At 45.2% G+C, this 19,238-nt stretch carries 13 protein-coding genes; 4 read left to right on the forward strand and 9 right to left on the reverse strand.

Annotation, left to right across the window (positions count from 1 at the left end):
• Window positions 1–58: 58 nt before the first annotated feature.
• The 5 genes from D0C36_RS17505 to D0C36_RS17525 all read right to left on the reverse strand — a co-directional run bounded on the left by D0C36_RS17505 (window position 59) and on the right by D0C36_RS17525 (window position 5,632).
• Window positions 59–1,186, reverse strand: coding sequence for an efflux RND transporter periplasmic adaptor subunit (locus tag D0C36_RS17505; RefSeq protein WP_117393602.1), 1,128 nt, complete (start codon window positions 1,184–1,186; stop codon window positions 59–61).
• Between the two features lie 328 nt (window positions 1,187–1,514).
• On the reverse strand, window positions 1,515–2,117 hold the full coding sequence (locus D0C36_RS17510; RefSeq protein WP_117392959.1) for a TetR/AcrR family transcriptional regulator: 603 nt from the start codon (window positions 2,115–2,117) through the stop codon (window positions 1,515–1,517).
• A 113-nt stretch (window positions 2,118–2,230) separates the two neighbouring features.
• The gene (locus D0C36_RS17515) at window positions 2,231–2,698 is read right to left on the reverse strand and encodes a MarR family winged helix-turn-helix transcriptional regulator (RefSeq protein ID WP_117392960.1); all 468 of its coding nucleotides are present in this window, start codon (window positions 2,696–2,698) and stop codon (window positions 2,231–2,233) included.
• A gap of 51 nt (window positions 2,699–2,749) precedes the next feature.
• Entirely contained in the window at window positions 2,750–5,317 is a 2,568-nt protein-coding gene (locus tag D0C36_RS17520) for a DUF5686 and carboxypeptidase-like regulatory domain-containing protein (RefSeq protein WP_117392961.1), read from the reverse strand.
• An 18-nt stretch (window positions 5,318–5,335) separates the two neighbouring features.
• Window positions 5,336–5,632: a hypothetical protein gene (locus tag D0C36_RS17525; protein ID WP_117392962.1), complete on the reverse strand. Its 297-nt coding sequence runs from the start codon at window positions 5,630–5,632 to the stop codon at window positions 5,336–5,338.
• Between the two features lie 165 nt (window positions 5,633–5,797).
• Between D0C36_RS17525 and D0C36_RS17530 the strand changes: the two genes are divergently transcribed.
• The gene (locus tag D0C36_RS17530) at window positions 5,798–6,133 is read left to right on the forward strand and encodes a hypothetical protein (RefSeq protein ID WP_117392963.1); all 336 of its coding nucleotides are present in this window, start codon (window positions 5,798–5,800) and stop codon (window positions 6,131–6,133) included.
• A gap of 398 nt (window positions 6,134–6,531) precedes the next feature.
• Here D0C36_RS17530 and D0C36_RS17535 read toward each other — a convergent pair whose 3' ends face one another.
• From D0C36_RS17535 to D0C36_RS17545, 4 genes are read right to left on the reverse strand one after another with little or no spacing between them, the layout of a single operon-like run.
• Window positions 6,532–9,105: a BamA/TamA family outer membrane protein gene (locus tag D0C36_RS17535; RefSeq protein WP_158557139.1), complete on the reverse strand. Its 2,574-nt coding sequence runs from the start codon at window positions 9,103–9,105 to the stop codon at window positions 6,532–6,534.
• A 22-nt stretch (window positions 9,106–9,127) separates the two neighbouring features.
• Window positions 9,128–9,982: an SdiA-regulated family protein gene (locus D0C36_RS24580; protein ID WP_158557140.1), complete on the reverse strand. Its 855-nt coding sequence runs from the start codon at window positions 9,980–9,982 to the stop codon at window positions 9,128–9,130.
• The gene (gene ppk1 / locus D0C36_RS17540) at window positions 9,979–12,018 is read right to left on the reverse strand and encodes a polyphosphate kinase 1 (protein ID WP_117392965.1); all 2,040 of its coding nucleotides are present in this window, start codon (window positions 12,016–12,018) and stop codon (window positions 9,979–9,981) included. The genes D0C36_RS24580 and ppk1 overlap by 4 nt, the downstream gene beginning before the upstream one ends.
• Window position 12,019: 1 nt before the next feature.
• Window positions 12,020–13,261 (reverse strand): Pycsar system effector family protein, encoded by a 1,242-nt coding sequence (locus D0C36_RS17545; RefSeq protein ID WP_117392966.1) that lies wholly within the window; start codon window positions 13,259–13,261, stop codon window positions 12,020–12,022.
• A 115-nt stretch (window positions 13,262–13,376) separates the two neighbouring features.
• On the opposite strand from D0C36_RS17545, the gene D0C36_RS17550 reads away from it, so the two are divergent.
• The 3 genes from D0C36_RS17550 to D0C36_RS17560 all read left to right on the forward strand — a co-directional run bounded on the left by D0C36_RS17550 (window position 13,377) and on the right by D0C36_RS17560 (window position 19,162).
• Window positions 13,377–13,991 carry a phosphatase PAP2 family protein gene (locus tag D0C36_RS17550; protein WP_199502055.1) on the forward strand — a complete coding sequence of 205 codons (615 nt, stop codon included), beginning with the start codon at window positions 13,377–13,379 and terminating at the stop codon, window positions 13,989–13,991.
• A gap of 296 nt (window positions 13,992–14,287) precedes the next feature.
• Window positions 14,288–16,663, forward strand: a complete 2,376-nt coding sequence (locus D0C36_RS17555; protein ID WP_117392967.1) for a GAF domain-containing protein — start codon at window positions 14,288–14,290, stop codon at window positions 16,661–16,663.
• Window positions 16,664–16,759: 96 nt separating this feature from the next.
• A complete protein-coding gene (locus tag D0C36_RS17560) occupies window positions 16,760–19,162 on the forward strand; it encodes a PAS domain-containing protein (protein WP_117392968.1) in 2,403 nt (800 codons plus the stop codon).
• Window positions 19,163–19,238 lie beyond the last annotated feature (76 nt).

Here is a 19,238-nt window from a genome sequence, read left to right on the forward strand (position 1 = left end):
AAGACTGTGTTGTGCTATTGTGTTTGTCTTGGTTCTTGATTCTTGTCTCTTGACTCTATTAATTAGCCGCTACTTTATTACCGGTTGGCTGTGGTTTAATCACCATACCTTCTTGTAGTTTATCAACGCCGCTGGTTACTATCTGGTCGCCGGCTTTAACACCGTCTTTAACCAGGTAGTTGGCACCGCTGGTACCTACAATGGTGATAGGTAGTTTTTTAACCTTGTTGCTATCTGCAAGGGCAAACACAAATACTTTATCCTGCATTTCAACCGTAGCATCCTGCGGAATGATCAAAGTATTTGGGTGAGGTAAGCTCAAACGAACTTTACCTGTGTTGCCGCTGCGCAGCAGGCCTTGCGGGTTAGGAAAACTTGCCCTAACGCTGATAGCGCCGGTAGTTTTATCAAACTGGCCGTCAATCATATCTATATGGCCTTCTTTTGCGTATTCGGTGTTATCGGCTAACAATAAACCAACTGCTGGTAGATGTTTCAATTTCTCTGAAATGCTTGCACCTGCATACTGCTCTTTAAAGGCTACGAAATCTTTTTCGCCTAATGAGAAGTAAACATGTACATCGTGCACATCAGATAATTGGGTTAATGCATCCACATCCTGAGGTGCTACCAGGCTACCTTGTTTTTTGATCAGGCGACCGATGTAACCGCTCACTGGCGCTTTTATCAGCGTGTAACCTAAGTTGATCTGTGCAGTTGATACGTTTGCTTTGGCCGATTCGATATTGGCTTTAGCAACTTGTTGTGATGCTTTGGCTGATTTCAATTGAAAATCTGATACCACTTTGTTTTGAACAAGAGGGGTGAGTTTTTCGATCTCTAACTGTGCGTTAGCGTAAGCAGCTTCGGCAGCGTGTTGTGCAGCCAGTGCGTTGTTTAAAGCAGCACGGTAAGGCTGATCATTAATTTTGAAGATAGGCTGACCGGCTTTTACAAAAGCACCTTCGTCAACAAATACCTTGTCTAAAGCGCCGCTAACCTGCGGGCGTACTTCAACGTTTACGGTACCTTCTATTGATGCAGGATATTCCTGGTAGGTGGTTCTGTTGCCTGTTTCCACGTTTGCTACCGGTAATACCGGTGGAGGTGGGGCCTGTGGTGTTTGCGGCCCGCTTGAGCAGCTAAACAATGATATTGCTATAATAGCGGCTAAGATAATTTTCATGATGATGAGTTTTGATTGTGATTTACCTGATGTGATGGATGCCCGGAGGCTGTTGATATATATAGTTTCTGTTGTTTTTGTGTTATTGTAGTACATGACGCTAAATCGGTTGGGGTTTTACTGATGTTAAGTTTTCGATGGATATATCACCGTAGCTAATAATGCCTCAGCGAAAAAGTTATTAACATTGATAGATTATTTAACAGCGTTAAGTAATTATTAAAAGTTATTGATGGCGTTTTCATGGCTTTGATGTTGAGTTAAAAAGATCAGTTTTAATTTAACACCGTTAAATGCTTTTACGATGTTATTGTAGTTTCAAATTTTTTTAGGGGGTGATAGACCTGATAATACCTGTTACAGCATCTCTCAGTACTTGTCTGTTCACTTCATCAGAGTTACCGCGATCTAAGAAGTTGATAGAAACCAACCCGTGTACCACCGACCAAAAGGTGTAGTATTTGGTACAGATCACCTCAGACTCCATATCTTCAATTTTCATTAGCTTGCCTATCGAGTCGGCTATGATATCCCAGGGGCAATCAGCCTCGGGTAGTTTGTTCACCATTTCGCAGCTGCAGTTGGCGTTTATACCAAACATGATCTGGTATAGCTCTTTGTTTGCAAAAGCAAAACTCCAGTAGGTAAGCCACATATCTTCCAGCTGTTTGGCCGGCGATGTGTGTTGTGCCTTTGCCTCGGTTAACTGCTTGGATAGTTTTAAGTATCCCTGGCGCGTAAGCTCTAATATTATCGCTTCCTTATTGGCAAAGTACTCATATATAATAGGGGCGGTGTATTCAATAGCATCTGCAATTTTGCGCATGCTTAATGCCTGCCAGCCTTCTGTTTGTACAATTTCAAGCGCAGCCTTCAGGATGTTTATCCTGGTCTCTTCTTTAAGTCTCGCAATTCTGTCCTTGCTGCCCATCGCTTTAGTTCTTCTACTCCTATTAGATTATTTAACAGTGTTAAGCAAATGTACAACGTTAAAATGAACACCGTTTCATTTAATTGTCATTTGGCTTTATTTTTTTTTGAATTTTATTCCGTGCAGTTGTTCTCTTCGTGAAATTGTACCAATTTAAGCATGGTATCAATAGCGATATCGTAATTTTTGGTACCCACAACCTTTTTGTATTGGGCCTCAAGATCCATTACCTGGCTTTTAAGGTGATGATAAAAGGTTTCGCCCTGTGGGGTGTAGTGCAACATTACTACGCGTGCATCATCAGGGCTTTTCTCACTCTTAACCATGTTAATGGCTTCCAGCTCTTTTACAATTTTACTGGTGGCCTGTTTGGTAACATTCATTTTGGCAGCCAGCTCGTTGTTTGAGATGCCGCTTTTTCCAATGGTCATAAACAGGGGCAGGTGTGCGCTGTTAAAGCCCGGCTGATCTATACGGCAAAGCTTCTTTCCCATCCACTCATCCAAAAGGCGCTTAAGCAGGTAAACCAGCTTAGGGGCAACTTTCTTGCTTTCTTCAGTAATTACACAATGCTCTGCCATAACTTTAATCCTTTAACAGAAAAATGGTCAACTTGGTTTACGAATATAATATTAAAAGTCAAACTTTACAAAGAACCTGATACCCCACTCAGGCGCACCCGGGTTATCCAGATAAGTGAAGCGTTTAACCAAATCTACACGTAGTAATTTGAATATGTTACCAACACCCACGCTGCCTTCAACATACGGCGTGCTGCCCAAAGTATAGGTACCTACGCCACCTTCGCCAATATTGGTAGGGAAGCGCAGCAGCGACGGGTCATTAGCCGGGTTGTTCTCAGAGCGGATACCGCCCCATAATGCTTTCACATCGATGATCTCGCGCAGCTTCAGTTTTTTAAGCAATGGCACTTTGTTAAAGAAGAAACCATTAAAGTTGTGGTCAACAAATATGCTGGCATAGTGGTCGCTCACAAACTCCTGGAAGTTCATTAAGTTGTACGATTGTAACTGGAAAGCATACGTTTGGTTGGCATGGTGAATATCCAGTAACGGGAACGGCACTTTACCAAACAGGTAGCCACCCTCGGTAGTCACGTCTGTATAGCCCAGTTGCGAGAAATAGAAACGTTTGCTGATGTTACCCACAACGTTCTGGTAATTGTACTGGCCGCCAAAGAAACCTGCAATACCCTGCGTATAGTTCAAAGTGAATATCGGGTACTTATCAGGGATAGGTACGCGGTAAAGTTTACCCTGGTAAAAACGCTCGTGCGGGGCCCAGCGCAACTGTGCCGATAGCTCGGTAGTTTTTAAACGGTTCACATTGTTCAGGTCGCCGTTTGGCAACAGGTTCTGGTAAAGCAATGCACCGGCAGGTGTTTGGTCCCACTTTTTAAAACCTAACGAGTAGGAGAAGTGGTTGCTGTACTCTTTCACATAATCCAATCGGAAGATGTCGTTATACAACCATATATCGTTCACGCCACGTTTAAATGATAACAGGAAGTTACTCTCCTGTACAAACTGCAACTCCTGACCCGGTATTTTGGTATCGTGCTGGAAGCTGGCGCGGATGTAGTTCTGCGGGAACGAGTAGATAGACTTATTGTTAAGCGAGTAGGTGCTGCTCAGGAAATATTTAAACTTCTCATCGCGGAAACCATAGGCACCGTAAGTTTCAAAGTAATAGCGTTTGCTCAACTCGGGCGTGGTACGGCCACCCACACGCAGGCGGAAACCCTCAACCGGGTTAAAGCTGTAGAACGTATTGGCAGGGCCTAATTCAAACTTGCCGAAGTTTTTGTAACCGGCCAAAACCAGCGTGGCAATATCCATGGTCTTTTTAAATGACGGGATGGTTTGCAGGCTATCGATATTCTTGTAAATACTTGCCGATGCTGCATCCAATGTATCGGGGCGGGCTTCCTGCCAGTAGGCATCATTTTTCTCCTCGGCATTCAGCGCAACTACTTGTGATGGTCCTTCGTATGTTTTCTTTTCCAATGGCTGGTTAAGTACAAAATTACTGATGTTCACCAGGCGCTCGCCGTACATACCACCACCTTTTTCTTTGTTGATAGCAAATTCAATTTTAAGGTCGCTTTGGCTTAAGTGGAAACGGCCATCAGGGTTTTTCTCGAAAGAAAGATTGGCCTGCATCTTACGCACAAAGTTGAGGTTGATGTTTCTGTTTACTGTAAGGAAAGCATTCTGCACTGCATAGTTGCCATCCATAGTGATATAGATACGGCCCTCGAACAGCATATTGGTAGTGTTGCGCGGAGTAAAGCTTAATTCTATCAGGTTTGGCGTTACATCTTTAAGCGTATCGGTAATAAAGAATTTATAAAAGGTTGGGGCACTGTCTGATATAGGGCTCAACAACTGGTTGCTCAGCAGCGAAACGTTGTTATCATAGATGTTAATGTCCTGGTACATACGGTCGAAGTATGATTTAAGGCCATTATTATCTACAAAGTTCTCATCGTATTTAACCTGTTTGCTGGCAGTAATTACCTGTTTTTTTGCATAAGGAGCCTTGCGGTAATAGTTATCAGACATTTTCTCTTCCTGGTAAACCGGCAGCAAAATTTTGCCACCCATGGCAGTAGAATCGGCCTGCTCACGGAAAAGGAATTGGTAGTTCTTAAAGATCTTCTTGTTCTTGAATTTTTCGCTCAGGTTACTTAACGATACGTTCATGCGCTCATACTGTTTGTACTGTGCATAATCGTAGTTCTCCACCTGGTTTTGTGCTTTGTGGGCAATAACCTTGCGTATCAGTTCTACAGCCGGATTATTTTTGTTGCTGTATTTTTTCTTCTTTGCCGATTTTACAAATACCTCGCTTAGGTTGCGGTTGTCTTCGCTTAAAGCAACGTTGATGGTTTGCTCCTGGTTAGGAGTGATGTTACGCACTGCGGTACGGAAACCCACAAATGATACCTGGATCTGCTTAACATCCTGCGTGGTGAGGATAGTGTAGCGTCCCTCGGCATTGGTGCCTGCGCCAATAGTTGTACCGGCAAAAGTTACCGTTACATAAGGCATAGGCTGCTTGGTTTTTGCATCGGTAACCACACCGCTCACCTTGGTTTGTGCAAATACCGTGAACGACGATAGCAGAACCAACACCGTGAAAAGAACTTTATTAAAATAAGGGGCGAACACTTTCATTACTTGTATTAAGAGATATTAGAACGAGGTAGAGTTGATGTTTTTGCCACCTGCCGCCTTGCCAATAAACCTGCGGACTGCCTTAACAGATTCCGTAGCATAGCTGCGTACAGTTAGCGTTAAAAATTCCATATTGATATCGGCACCTAAAAGGTTTTGCTTTAAACCTTCACTTAAAACGCCTATCATATATTCGGTAGGGGTAAGGTGGGGTTTTTTGTCAGCGCCCGCCTCATCAGCACGTGGCTGAGCAACTTCTTGTCCTTCCTGGTAGAAAGGGACTGAGTTTGAGTATGGTAAATTGTACGCTTTCATTGTGCCGTTTAAATATGGCGCAAATGTAAACCGAGTTGACTATATTCGTCAACTGAATTTACCATTTTTAACTGTTTTTAACTTTTGGCTGACAAAAGTCAGGCGTGAAGATAGTGGGATGACAAATGAGAATGTTAAAGTGTGTTAAATGTACACTTTGGTAGATTGAAAAACGTCATTGCGAGGTACGAAGCAATCTCTTTAGGTTGGGCTTATACTTTAATTAAGGTTAGTCTGCTCATTGCCGCAGGGGCTACTTCTTTTGTCTTGATACAAAAGAAGCAAAAAATCAAGTCGGCAACGAGGCTTCTTTTCGTGCTGGGCCTTACCCTGCAAAGCGATCAGAACCACGGGCTGCAAAATCTTGCCGCCACTTCGTTCACACAACCGCCTGCTTCAGGCAAGTATTGCTATGCCCTTACCACCGCACACGGCCACCATTGTTCTGCCCGCTTTCGTCCGAAGCTTTTTTGCCGACAAAGGAAGAAGAAAAAAGAATAAATAATTTTTGTCATTCTGAACTTAGCGAAGAATCTAACCGCGTTCCGTTATGGCGCAGAATAGATACTTCGCTACGCTTAGCATAACAATTAGTGTAAGAAATTAGGGTGATGAACCCAACGCCCTCGAAAAATGCGACATAGCGTAACGTGCGGTGACCACAGGCCTTGCAGTAGCAGAAACGTTGCAGCGCGTTACCAAGTCGCGAGTTTTTTCTTTGGTTACTTTCTTTTTAGCGGAAAAAAAGAAAGTAACATCCACTGCCGGTTCAATACCGCTTAAACCATCCCTAACGAAGAACTAACTATGAGATTGCCACTCCGCCAGCCGGCGGATCGCAATGACATGGTTTCTAATAAATAAATAGATTGCTTCCCTCGCAATAACGCGAGGGCGAATCAGATCCTGAAATTCATCGATACATACGGATAAAAACCTTCTTCAGAATGCCCTACCAATACCTGGAAAATAGTTAACCCGGCAGGAGAAAAATACAAGCCGCCGCCGATACCCTGGTGGATCTTGTCGGATACTTCATCCTCAACCCAAACACGACCGGCATCGTAAAATCCGGTTAGACCTATCTGCCCCGGAACGATGTAGCTGTTTACGTTGAACAGCTTAACCCTTGCCTGGAAATTGTTGTACACCATGTGCTTGCCGGCAAAACGGTATTGCAGGTAGCCCAGTAAATTGCCCTGCCCGCCCAAAAACATTGACTGGTAAAAGGCAGGCTTGCCAACGGTAACACCACCACCAACGCGATCTGATATCACTACCGAGCCATTGCTGGTTATTTTTTGATAGAAGGTAAATTCAGGGCGAATCTGCATGTAGGCTTTTGAATAATCGTTCAAGCCTTCATAACCCTGTACGTTAAGGTTAAAGTAGTAACCACCGGTAGGCAGTATGCCGCCTTTGCGTTGGTTGCTGTTAAAGTTGAGGGTTAAACCTACGTGTGCTTTGTCCTTATCCACAATATTGCTGTCGTACGAGCCGATGAGTGCTTTGTTGTTGATGAAACGGCCAACGTTATCCTTTAGGTCCAGGTGGTAAAACTCCAATGAAGGGCCTGCACTAAAAGTGAGGTTCTTACCTACGGTCCAGCGTAAAGCTGCGTCAACCTGGTAACTGTCAAAACGGGTGCGGTAAAAGCGGCGGTAATTGGGCTGATCTTTATTTATCGATGTACCGTTACCTAAACCAAAAAAGTTGGCCGTATTATCAGGCGCCTGCGCAAAGGCCTGCAGGGTTATATCGGCATTGCCTATAGCTTTTATCCACTCGCCGTTGTATTTGATGCGGAAGGCCTCGGTAGCAAAGGCATGGGTAACCATTATCTGCTGCGAACTGGTGAACGGCTCCTTGCGGAAACCATCTTTCTTGATGTATTTAACACCCGCACCTATCAGCAAACCATCATCGGCGTTAAGGCCGGCGGTAGCAAGCGGCATCCAAAGGTTGTACAAGTTAGTTTGCACAAACCGCGTGTTCATGGTGTCTTTTGACAGATGCTTACTTACGCGGTTGGTCATGCCTTCAAATTTGGCATCCTTGTGAGCATAAACCTGCAGGGTACTTTCGGAGTTTACTACGTTGTAAACCTTATCGCCACCGGCACCTATCAAACGGATATGGATAGGCGAGGTCTTGTTATCAACGGTTATCTGGTCGTCGCCTTTTGAGGTGTAAAAGCGGATCTCGTTAGTAAATTGAGGCTTGTAAACCATGTTCAGGATAGTGTCCTTCACTTCGCCCTCTTTGTTGATCTTATTTACCTGTATCAGCAGGCTGCTGTCGGGTAGGCCAGTTATCACTACCTTCTCGTTCTTATCGCTCAAACGCAGATCAACAATGCGGTAAATAAAACGATAATACCTGTCCATTGCATCAGGCAAAGCCGCACGGCGCGATTTTAGTTTGGCCAGCAAAACATCATGCCCCATTTTGTAAGTATCGCCCGGCAACTCGCGCAATGCTTCCTCAAATACGGCATCGGTTTCAACAGCTACAAAATCATTTACCACTTTCATCCAATGCTCATGCGTCATCTGGAAATCTGGGTAAGGATTCAGGAAACGGGTTTTGGCCAGGTTGTATTTAGCTTTAGGAAGATCAGCACTAAAATTGCCCAACAGCGGACTAACATAAGGTAATTGCGCAATGGTAGGGAACACACCCTCTTGCAAGTGAAAAACCTGGTCGCGGTCGCGGGGTACGCCAATGTACATTTTGCCTTTGCCTTTTTGCAGGTCGGCCCAGCGCCATTGGTCTTCGTGGCGGTCCCAGTCGCCTATGAGCAGGTCAAGCATGCGGGCACGCAGAAACTCGTCGCCATCAAAGCGGTTGTCGTTATCGTCAACCAGTTTATCCATCATTTTTATGGTGTTGTCAGAGTCGCCGATAGGCTCGCGCTCTTCTAACAGGCATATCATGTTCTTAAACTTCTCGTTGTACTCGCCCAGGTTCTTATCGGCAACCACCACACCTATGATAGGGTGCGAGTGCGGTACGCCTGCCGCTTTGGCCAGCGGTGGTACTACCAGGGCCGAGAACGGGTGCTGACCACTCAATGCATCATCCAGCCAATCGATAACAAAAGTTTGGCGTAACTGCTCGGGCACCAGTTTGTCGGGGGTTTTCTCTACGCTGCGTATCACCCACTCTTTGCCTGTTTTATCTTTCAAACGCAGGGATTTTGACTGCATACCGCCGCCTTCTTTTTCAGGTTCCAAACCACCCATCACTTCAGACAGGCGAATTATAGGCAACTTTACCGATGTTGCCCACTCCTTACGATAATTTTTACCGAATAACCAGCGGTGGGTTTTGCCGCGCTCATCATACCGCGGATGCACTTTAACCACAACGCTATCGCGGAAGTGGTAGGCAGGTTCTTTATCTTTTTGCGCGTATGCCGACATCGCCGTAGCGGTGAGAATAATGCCGGACAATAGTTTTTTAACGGTCATGATAATAGCTGTGGGATTAACTTTATCGTTTATATTTAAATAGCAGCACATTACCCGGCTGGGTTTTGCTGCCCTCGTTTGAAATATACAGGTTGCCCTGGCGGTCAAATGCCATGCCTTCGGGCTGTAAAAATATTGTTGGATCGATAGGGAAAACCTGCTGCACATTCCAGTCGGCATCGGTTACCACTACCATTTTATTTACTGACGACAGGATGAACCACTGCTTGGTCAGCGGGTTTTTTGCCAGTGCCGATGGATGAAACTTCAGCTTCTTTTTACCCACCATTCCGGCTATCTTTTTTACATCGATGCTGAAAGTGCCGGTGCTGGTGAGGGAGCCATCTGCCGAAAGGTTAAGCACATAGCCATCGCATTCCTTATTATGATCTACACCCTGGCCAATTTTGCATATCACGTAGATTTTACCACCATCGGCATGCATGCCTTCGTACTCGCCGGTGGGCAGTATCTTCTTAAATTCCTGCACACCCGCGGCATCTTTGTTTTTGATGCCGCTAAGCGGGAAGGTGTAAAAGCTGGCATCGCTGCGCATCAGGATGGCGTAGTTGTTAAGGATGGCTACATCCTCATAATCGCCGCGCTTGCCAAATTTGGTGTGGCTGATGTTTTTATCGCCAAGTTTAAAATAGAACAGTTTGCCTTCTTCGTCCTGTTCGGCATAGATAGTGGCTGCATCGCCATTATTGAAAGCAATGCCCGAGATCTCTAACAAGTCTGCAGGCATATCATACTTAACCGGATGGTTCAGATCATATCCCGCCGGACTACCGGCCGTGCTACTTTTATTTTGCCCGCATGATGTGCCGGCAATGCAGATAAGCAACATACTTAGTATCGTACCCAGTTTTTTCATTCTGATGCTTTTAAATATTGGTAAATGGCCTGCTGCGATGCTATACGTCCGCCTTCAACCGGCGGTTTGCTTTGGTTTAAATGCTCATCTAAAATCACAGCCTGTGCGGTATCATTCCATTGCAGGTCTATTATTTTTTCGATCTGTTGTTTTATGGCTTCATCATAAACCGGGAAACAAGCCTCAATACGGTGATAAATGTTCCGGTTCATCCAATCTGCCGATCCCATGTACACTTCGTGCTGGCCGTCATTATTAAAGATGAATACACGGCCATGCTCCAGGTAGCGGTCAACAATGCGTTTAATGCTGATGTTTTCGCTCAAACCTTTTACGCCCGGCACCAAACAACAGATACTACGTACGATCAATTGTACCTTAACACCCGCCTGCGACGCTTCGTATAATTTATTGATGAGCACCTGCTCCTCAAGGTTATTCAGTTTTATGGTGATGCCTGCCGCTTTGCCCTCTTTGGCAAAGGCTATCTCTCGGTCTATCAGCGCCATAAAATCGCGCTGAAGGTTAAAGCCCGCAACCAGCAGGTTTTTAAAATCTATCTGGTTGTCCTTGGTTGGTTTCTCGCGTTTGGCCAGGAATATGAACAGCAGTTCCACCTCGCGTAATATTTTGTGGTTGGCCGTAAACAGGATATGGTCAGTATAAAACTTAGCCGTACCCTCGTTAAAGTTACCAGTAGCCAACAGGCCAGTGTAGGAGATACGGTCGCCTTTGCGGGTTTTTACCAGCGCAATTTTGGCGTGCACCTTTAAGGCAGTAACGCTGTAGATGATCTGCACGCCGGCATTCTTCATCTTTTTGGCCCATTTAAGGTTGTTGGCCTCATCAAAACGGGCTTTTAGTTCAACCACCACATTTACCTTTTTGCCATTCTTCGCGGCACTGATCAATGCATTCACAATGCGCGAATCGCTGGCCACGCGGTACAGGGTAACGTTTATCTCCTCAACATCGGGGTTAAGCGCCGCCTCGTTAAAAAAGCGAAGTACGGTATTGTAAGATTGATATGGCGTGTTGATCAATAAGTCGCCTTTGGCGATGGTATCAGCCAGCGGCTCATCGTTTGGTATGGGTAAAGATAACGACGGCCATTTATCATAAACCAAGGCAGGGTTGCCCGCCGGGAAGCCCATCAGGTCTTTCATGTTATGATAACGCCCGCCTTCAACGGCATTGGCTTTCTCTAAACCTAAATGCTGGTTCAGCATCTCTAAAATGCGCAGCGGCGTATCTGCCTGGTACAGGAAACGTGTGGCAAAGCCCTGGTCGCGTTTCTGGAGTTGTTTTTCTATTTGCTCAGATAGTTCGCCGGGGTATTCATCTTTCAGATCCAGCTCCGCATCGCGGGTTACCTTGATACTGTAACAGCCGCCAACAGTGCAATCTTTAAAAAGCTTAGGCAGGTTCTCTCTTACAATATCATCTATAAAACAAATGTACTGCTGTCCGTAGACCTTGGTATTATAAAAGCGGGGTAAACTATCTGAGGGGATGTTAAGCAATACCAGTTTTTCCTTTTCAACCCCATCATACAACTGCACCAAAAAATACAACTGATTATTCTCGGGGAAAAAGGTGGTATCCTCATTAATAACAACGGGCTGTAAAAAAGCCAAAATATCTGAGAGGAAATAATCCGTTGTTTCTTTTTTTAACGATTCGGGCAAAGTTTCGTTGTAAATTAACGATATACCGTTGTTTTTAAGTGCCGGTATCAGGTCTTTTGTAAGTATCTGCCCAAAGTGCTGTTGCTGGGCCAGCACCATTTCGCTGGCCTGCTGCAGTATGCTGTGCTGTTCATCGGCATCAATATCCTCGCTTTTTTTGCCTATTTGTTTAAGTGCCTGCAAAACGGGGAAACGTACACGGTAAAACTCATCGAGGTTGGATGAATATATCGACAGGAATTTTATCCGTTCAATTAGCGGCACATCCGGCGCTGCGGCTTCATCAAGCACGCGGCCGTTAAAGGTTAGCCAGCTTATATCGCGGTTAAAATATTTTGGTTTCAGCATGTTAATGGTTGTTCTGTGCGTTATTATGCATGGTAGCGGCAATAATAAAGGCCACCACTGCTATAATCAATCCGAACATGAAAATGTTGTAGGCATTGCGTAGTAAACGGTATTTTTTGCCCAAAACAACGCCCTGCGCGTACACATCGCGTATTAAACTTCCGTATAAAAAGTCTTTATCTTCCATCATTTTCACCATACCGTAGGTGTACTCTTCCAGGTCCATCTTGTAAAAATTACCAAAGAAAAGCAGGTTAACGCGTTTCTGATCAACATCTTCGCGCTGGAAAGTTCCCCTCGGGATGGATGGGCGGGTAGAGAGGATTGAGAAGGTCATAGCCAGTAAACTCACCGCCAATAAGATGAATGTTGGGATGATGAGGTATTCATACTCCGTTAACTTCCGCAACAGCAAACTGATAATGGCCGATAGGATAATGGAGTTCACCGTTATCATAATGTGAGCTTTATTATCCGCCATATCACTTAAGCGCTGGTGGTTGCCACTGCTTATCCTGAACATGGTCTCGATACCTTTATCAGGGCGGTCGGCTTTCTTTTTCTTTTTAGGTTCTTCTGTTTCCACGTTGTGTTGGGTTTCTGGTTCGGGAGAGGCGTTTACCACTTCCGTGCCATGTTTGGCATCATAAGCGGCTATTTTATCTTTAAGTACCTGTATGTTCTTTTGCTTGCCACTGTTGAGCAGTACCTGGCAATAATCGGTGTGGTAATGGTGGGCCTCCAGAAACTTAATGCTCTTTTTGCGCCACTCGTTCTTGCTCATTTCAATGCCGTGCACGGTTTCCAGCTCTTTTAATAACTGCTTATCAGTCTTAAAGAAATCATCGGTACCCAGGTGGAACAGGTCGGCATCGCAAACTATCTTTTCCAGTTCGGTTTTAGGGTTTTGAGGCATTTGGGTGGCCATTATGCAGCCTTTTATCTCGTCGATTATCTGCTGGTCGGCCTCGTATTCCTTTAAGAATACCTCAGCAAGTTTGGCACTTTCTTCTTCGTGGCGTTTAATATCAACCATGTATCCCAGATCATGAAACCAGGCGGCAGCGTGTACGATGAAAAAATCGCGCTCGTTTAACTGGTAGTGATTGCCTATCTGGGTAGAGGCCGCCAGCATATTTTGGGTATGCTCAATATCGTGGTACACCAACCGCTCATCGGTATGGGTTTTGTAATAGAGCAGGGCGTAATCCTTAATTTTATTAAGCAGGCCTGTGTAATTCATATATTTTTAAGATAAGCAGATGCGGCCCGCTACTTTATTACCCGTAACTGACCTTTTTAAAGTGTAAATATTATTTACTTTGGTAAAAATAAAAAATAATATCAGCCAACGCTTAATGAAGCTGAACGCCAACCGATATATCTGTACGCTTATTGCACTCGTTTGCTGTTTTTTGCTTGTATTTGAGGCAAATAAAGCTCGCGCGCAGTCGCAAATTCAACAATTTGATGACAAGATAATGCTTGATCTGGCTGCCAGCCGCACACCGGGGCAAACCGATGTGATGATGTTCCTGTCAAAAAGCTACAAGTACGTTGATGTAGGCGTGCCCGCAGGCCTACTGGTTGGCGGCATCATCAGCAATGATAAACAAATGCGCCAAAATGCATTGTATATTGCCAGCAGCACAGCTATCTCTTACGGTGCCATGTTGCTCATTAAGCACCTGGTTAAACGCCCCCGTCCGTTTGTGCAGAATATAAATATCGTACCGGTTTATCGCGCAAGCAGCACATCGTTCCCATCTGGGCATGCTACAAGTACATTTTCAACAGCCATGGCGCTGTCTAATGCTTATCCAAAATGGTATGTTATTGCGCCCTCGTTTTTATGGGCGGGGTCGGTGGCATACTCGCGCATGTACCTGGGTGTACACTACCCAACCGACGTAACGGCAGGCGCTATCCTGGGAACCGGCACGGCATTGTTATTGCAACCTATCAGAAAGTAGATTTGACTCACCCCGCGGCACTTCGTGCGCGACCCTCTCTTCGCTGCGCGAAAAGAGGGTAGAGGAGCGAAGATTAAACATTCCAACCCCTCTTTACGCTTGCGTAGAGAGGGGCGACAAGCGTATCGATGTCGGGGTGAGTTGATGAAGCTCAAACTAATTTAAAAGATAAGTCCGCCTCAATCGTTCATCCTATTAAAGTCAAAAATCGAAAACGTAATATTATCGTATATAATATTATCTAATTTTGTATTATAATTTATTGGCGCAAAGCTATTAAGCGCGCTAAACTGAGCATGAATCTTAAAAGATATACAGATAGTCCATTGCAGATGAGCATCTCCTTTCACATGGTGATAGAGCATCTGGAGCAGGTTGCTGCAAGCGGCAACGGCCTTACTGCGCAACGGGCACAGCAGTTGGTACAACTGGCTGATGAGCATCCCGAACTGCGCGAGGGCACTGCTGATGCAAAATGGATTGAAAAACATACTGACATTATTACCGAGCTACTGGCCGATCTTTTCCCGGCGATATTAACCGATAACGAGATAAAAGCCATCACCGTTCCTTTCCAGGATGTGCTGCTTAACCCAACCAGGCGTTTGCAGAATATTTTGAAAGAGGCAGGACCCAAGTTTGACATCACCATACGCGATTTTGATGAGCACCAGGTTTATGTAAACACCTGCTGCATTATTCTTAACGAGCACTACGGCACCAACTTCAATTTCTCGCGTCCGCTGTTTTATGATATCCCCAACGCACAGGGTATTATGAAACATTACCGCATTTTGTACAATGCCGATTTTATGGAGCTTACCCCAACCGATAAAGCGGTTGAGATAGCCCCTAAAGATATTGACCTGCTGCGCGATAACTTTGACGACCTTGAGCTATGGAAAAAATATTTCCCTGCCGGCAGCTGGTTGCTGAAGGGTTTTGCCATTGTAAACCTGTTTGATGCCACGGTAGAGAATGCAGTATCGGCACTTAAGGGTACTTTATTAGGTGCTGCCTACGGCGATGACCTGAAAACCAAAATACTGGAAGTTTTCCGTTCCATATACAAAATACCTCATCTTCAGCTGGGTTTCACCTCGTTTAACGAGGCCGAGAATAAGTTTAGCCTGGCTACCTTCAATCCAAAACTAAAAAGCTATTTGCTAAAGGATGGCGATGAAGAAGAATGCTTTGAATCTATCTGCGTAAAATCAATGCAGCAGCTGGTGCAGCAGCAGAGGTATTTTGCCATATCAAACGTGTATAAATTTCTGCAGGCCGATCCCGGTAATGTGATGGCACAGCGCCTGTTAGACCAGGGCGTGCAAAGCGTGATATTGGCACCGGTGGTAAAGAACGGCCATTTGCTGGGCGTTATCGAAGTTATATCAGAAAAAGCCGGCGACCTCAACAGTATTAATGCTAATCAGTTGGAGATCATAATGCCGTACATTACCGATACCATTGACAGGCAGTACAGCTTTATGCAAAACCAGGTGCAGGCACTTATCCAGAACGAGTACACCACTATACACCCAAGCGTTTACTGGAAATTCAGGAAAGAAGCCCTGAAAGCTATTAAAGCCCGCGCCGAAAAACAAGAGTATACCCTTAGAGAAGTTACCTTCCCTGATGTGGCACCGCTTTACGGGCAAATAGATATTAAAGGGTCATCAGATACACGTAACCATAGCGTTCAGCTGGATTTGCGTGCGCAATTAGGCGCCCTGATACCACTGGTTGAAGAATTGCACGTAGGCGTAAAAGACGCAGACTATACCCAAAACATCCAAAACCTGCAGGAGCTGGCCATGGACGTGCAGAGTACTTTAAAAGCAGATACCGAACAATTTATACAGAACTATTTAGAAACACGTATACACCCACTGTTAAGGTCGGCTAAAAACCTTACTGTTGCCCAGCGCAACACCATTGATAACTATTTTGCCCAGGCAGATAAAACCGGCGACTATCACATGAATCGCCGCAGATATGAAGAGACGGTAGCACTCATTAATCAAAAAATGGCCTCGGTGTTAGACCTTGCACAGGTTGGTGCGCAGGCTGCTTATCCGCACTACTATGAGCGTTTTAAAACTGATGGTATTGAGCATAACATGTACATAGGGCAGGCAATTAGTCCGGCTAAGCCCTATGATGTAAATAAGCTGTATAACCTGCGTTTATGGCAACTGCAGGTGATGTGCCAGATGGAGTTGGAGCACCGTTTCCTGAAAGATAAACTGCCTTATCCGCTGGATGTAACCTCGTTGATTTTGGTTTACAGCCAGCAAATGTCAATCCGTTTCCGTATGGATGAAAAACGTTTTGATGTGGATGGCAGCTACAATGCCAGGTTCGAGATTGTAAAAAAACGTATCGATAAAGCATTTATAAAGGGTTCGCAGCAAAGGTTAACTGCTGTGGGTAAGATCACCATTGTTTACTCCAACCACGAAGAAGAGGTAGAGTATCTGAACTATATCCGCTTCCTGCAAAGCAACAAACTGTTAGAGGATGAGGTAGAGATGCTTGAGGTAGAAGACCTGCAAGGCGTATCAGGCTTAAAGGCCCTGCGTGTGCGTATCCGCTACAATACCAGTTTGCCGGTGGCTAATTTTTATACCTATAAAGAGATGCAGGAGCAAAACGCGGCGGTTACCGCTTAAGGGTACCTTATATTCCTTAAAAGTTTAAAAATAGGTGTTATAACAGTTTATGTTTTGCGTTAAAGTTTATTAGTTTAGCGGCAACATACTACTTTAATGAACAACGATCCACGCCGGCTTAGCAGCGACGATATTCTGGATATACTTTCTTTATCAGATAATGCGACAGCCATTTACACTGGTACTGACGTTATTATCCAATCTGCATCAGATGCCATGCTCCGTTTTTGGGATGTGGGCAGGGATGTTATCGGTTTGCCGCTTGATGAGGCCGTACCGGCGTTAAAGGGACAGGAGTTTATAGATATGCTGCGCAATGTGTGGCTTACCGGCGAAACCATTTCCGGCCAGAATACGCCCGCCATGCTAACCCGTAATGGCCAGCTGCAAACATTTTATTACGATTTTGAATACCGCGGTATTAAGCACAGTGATGGCAGTACACGCTGTATTTTGCACACCGCAAACGATGTTACCGACCGCGTGCTTGCCCGGCAGCGCGAAAATAACCTGGAGACCGAACTGCAGGCCATGAACGAGGAACTGAGCGCCACCAACGAGGAACTGGCTGCTGCCAACGAAGAGTTAGCCGCCAGTAACGAGGAAATGGCTGCCAGCAACGAGGAGCTACTATCAACCAACGAGGAACTTAACGAAGCCAACTTTAACCTTGGTGAAAGCGAATCGAGGTTCAGGAATATGATCATGCAGGCACCGGTAGCCATCTCTCTGGTTACCGGGCGCAATTTGGTAGTTGAAGCGGCTAACGAACGTGTGCTAAATATATGGGGCCGTACGGATGAGATCATCGGGATGCCGCTTATTGAGGCATTACCCGAGTTGCAGGGACAAGAGTTTCTGCGCCTGTTGGATGATGTATTTACTACCGGCGTTGAATACTATGGTACTGAGGCACCTGCCATGACCATGCATGAGGGGCAGCTTTATCAGGGCTATTACGATTTTATATACCATCCGCTAAAAAATAATAACGACGGGGTTTATGCCATATTGATAGTAGCTACCGAGGTTACCGAGCAGGTAAACTCGCGCAAGCGCCTGCAACAAAGCCAAAACCGCCTCAGCAGCATGGTGATGACAGCCCCTATAGCCATGACGGTACTAAAAGGGCGCGACCTGGTGATAGAACTGGCCAACCAACCAATGTTTGAGATATGGGGCCGTACACCGGGCCAGGTCATCAACAAGAAATTGCTGGATGTTTTCCCCGAACTGATAGGGCAGCCATTTCCTGATATGTTGCAGGGTGTGTTTGATACAGGTAAAAAACTGGCCCTGCCCGAGATACCTGTTGACGTTTCAACCGCCATGGGTATGGTAAATTATATGGTTGATTTTTCGTATGACCCTTTGTTTGATACTGAAGGTAATGTAGAGGCCATATTGGCAACCGTGATAGATATTACCGATAAGGTAAACTCGCGCCGCGAGTTGCAGCAGGCGCGCGATACGTTGCGCCTCGCTATTGATTCGGCAGATATTGGTACATGGTCTGTTGATATTAAAACAGGCGTAGTAAAATTCTCTGACCAGGCCCTGCGCCTGCAATCCATCCCCAAAGGGCATCCGTTGAGTTTTGATGATTCTTTTAAGATGATATTGCCGGAGTATGTTGACGGCGTACGCAACAGCATTCAAAAAGCGATAGAAACCCAAGAGAGTTTCCAGATAGAGTTTAGGATGAACCCCATGGATGGCAGCAGCCCACGCTGGTTGCGCTCAACAGGGCAGGCCTACTATGATGGCAACGGCACAGCGCTGAGCATTGCCGGTACCATGATGGATATTACTGAGAGTAAAGCTTATGATCAACAAAAAGACGATTTTATAAGTATTGCCAGCCACGAGCTTAAAACGCCTGTAACCAGTTTAAAGGCAGCTTTGCAATTGCTGGATAGGATGAAGGATAATCCATCGCCGGGCATGATGGCGCGTTTAATAGAGCAAAGCAACCGCAGCATGGAGAAGATAAGCAGCCTGATAGAAGACCTGCTTAATCTTAGCCGCATGAACGAGGGCCAGTTGCAATTGGTAGAAACAAGTTTTGATATTGTTAAACTGATGCATGATTGCTGTAGCCATATCCGCGCAGCGGGTAAGCATAACCTGGTATTAACCGGCGAAGAGCATTTGGAAGTTTTTGCCGACGAACACCGGATAGATCAGGTGGTGGTTAACCTGGTAAATAATGCAGTTAAGTACGCGCCAAACTCGAAAGATATTATCTTAAACGTTGAGAAAAACAACAATGAGGTAAGGGTTTCTATCTCAGATACCGGCCCCGGCATTCCAAAAGATAAGCAGCAGTATTTATTTGAACGCTATTATCAAACAGATGCGTCGGGTTATAAAAACTCAGGCCTTGGCCTTGGGTTGTACATCAGCGCCGAAATCATCAGGAAACACCATGGCCAGATAGGGGTAAATAGTGCCCCGGGAGAAGGCAGCACTTTCTGGTTTACTTTACCAATAAAATAGTTTACCTTTAGAATACTTTTTAAACTATTAATTTGAATACGCCCTATCCTGTTCCCCAAAACGAAGCGGGTCGACT

The sequence above is a fragment of the Mucilaginibacter conchicola genome (assembly GCF_003432115.1).
Lineage (GTDB): Bacteria > Bacteroidota > Bacteroidia > Sphingobacteriales > Sphingobacteriaceae > Mucilaginibacter > Mucilaginibacter conchicola.

Coding starts and splice junctions, on each gene's coding strand:
- D0C36_RS24580 (WP_158557140.1), bottom strand. CDS start 9,982: ATGAAAAAACTGGGTACGATACTAAGTATGTTGCTTATCTGCATTGCC.
- D0C36_RS17535 (WP_158557139.1), bottom strand. CDS start 9,105: ATGACCGTTAAAAAACTATTGTCCGGCATTATTCTCACCGCTACGGCG.
- D0C36_RS17510 (WP_117392959.1), bottom strand. CDS start 2,117: ATGGGCAGCAAGGACAGAATTGCGAGACTTAAAGAAGAGACCAGGATA.
- D0C36_RS17525 (WP_117392962.1), bottom strand. CDS start 5,632: ATGAAAGCGTACAATTTACCATACTCAAACTCAGTCCCTTTCTACCAG.
- D0C36_RS17505 (WP_117393602.1), bottom strand. CDS start 1,186: ATGAAAATTATCTTAGCCGCTATTATAGCAATATCATTGTTTAGCTGC.
- D0C36_RS17545 (WP_117392966.1), bottom strand. CDS start 13,261: ATGAATTACACAGGCCTGCTTAATAAAATTAAGGATTACGCCCTGCTC.
- D0C36_RS17560 (WP_117392968.1), top strand. CDS start 16,760: ATGAACAACGATCCACGCCGGCTTAGCAGCGACGATATTCTGGATATA.
- ppk1 (WP_117392965.1), bottom strand. CDS start 12,018: ATGCTGAAACCAAAATATTTTAACCGCGATATAAGCTGGCTAACCTTT.
- D0C36_RS17555 (WP_117392967.1), top strand. CDS start 14,288: ATGAATCTTAAAAGATATACAGATAGTCCATTGCAGATGAGCATCTCC.
- D0C36_RS17550 (WP_199502055.1), top strand. CDS start 13,377: ATGAAGCTGAACGCCAACCGATATATCTGTACGCTTATTGCACTCGTT.
- D0C36_RS17515 (WP_117392960.1), bottom strand. CDS start 2,698: ATGGCAGAGCATTGTGTAATTACTGAAGAAAGCAAGAAAGTTGCCCCT.
- D0C36_RS17520 (WP_117392961.1), bottom strand. CDS start 5,317: ATGAAAGTGTTCGCCCCTTATTTTAATAAAGTTCTTTTCACGGTGTTG.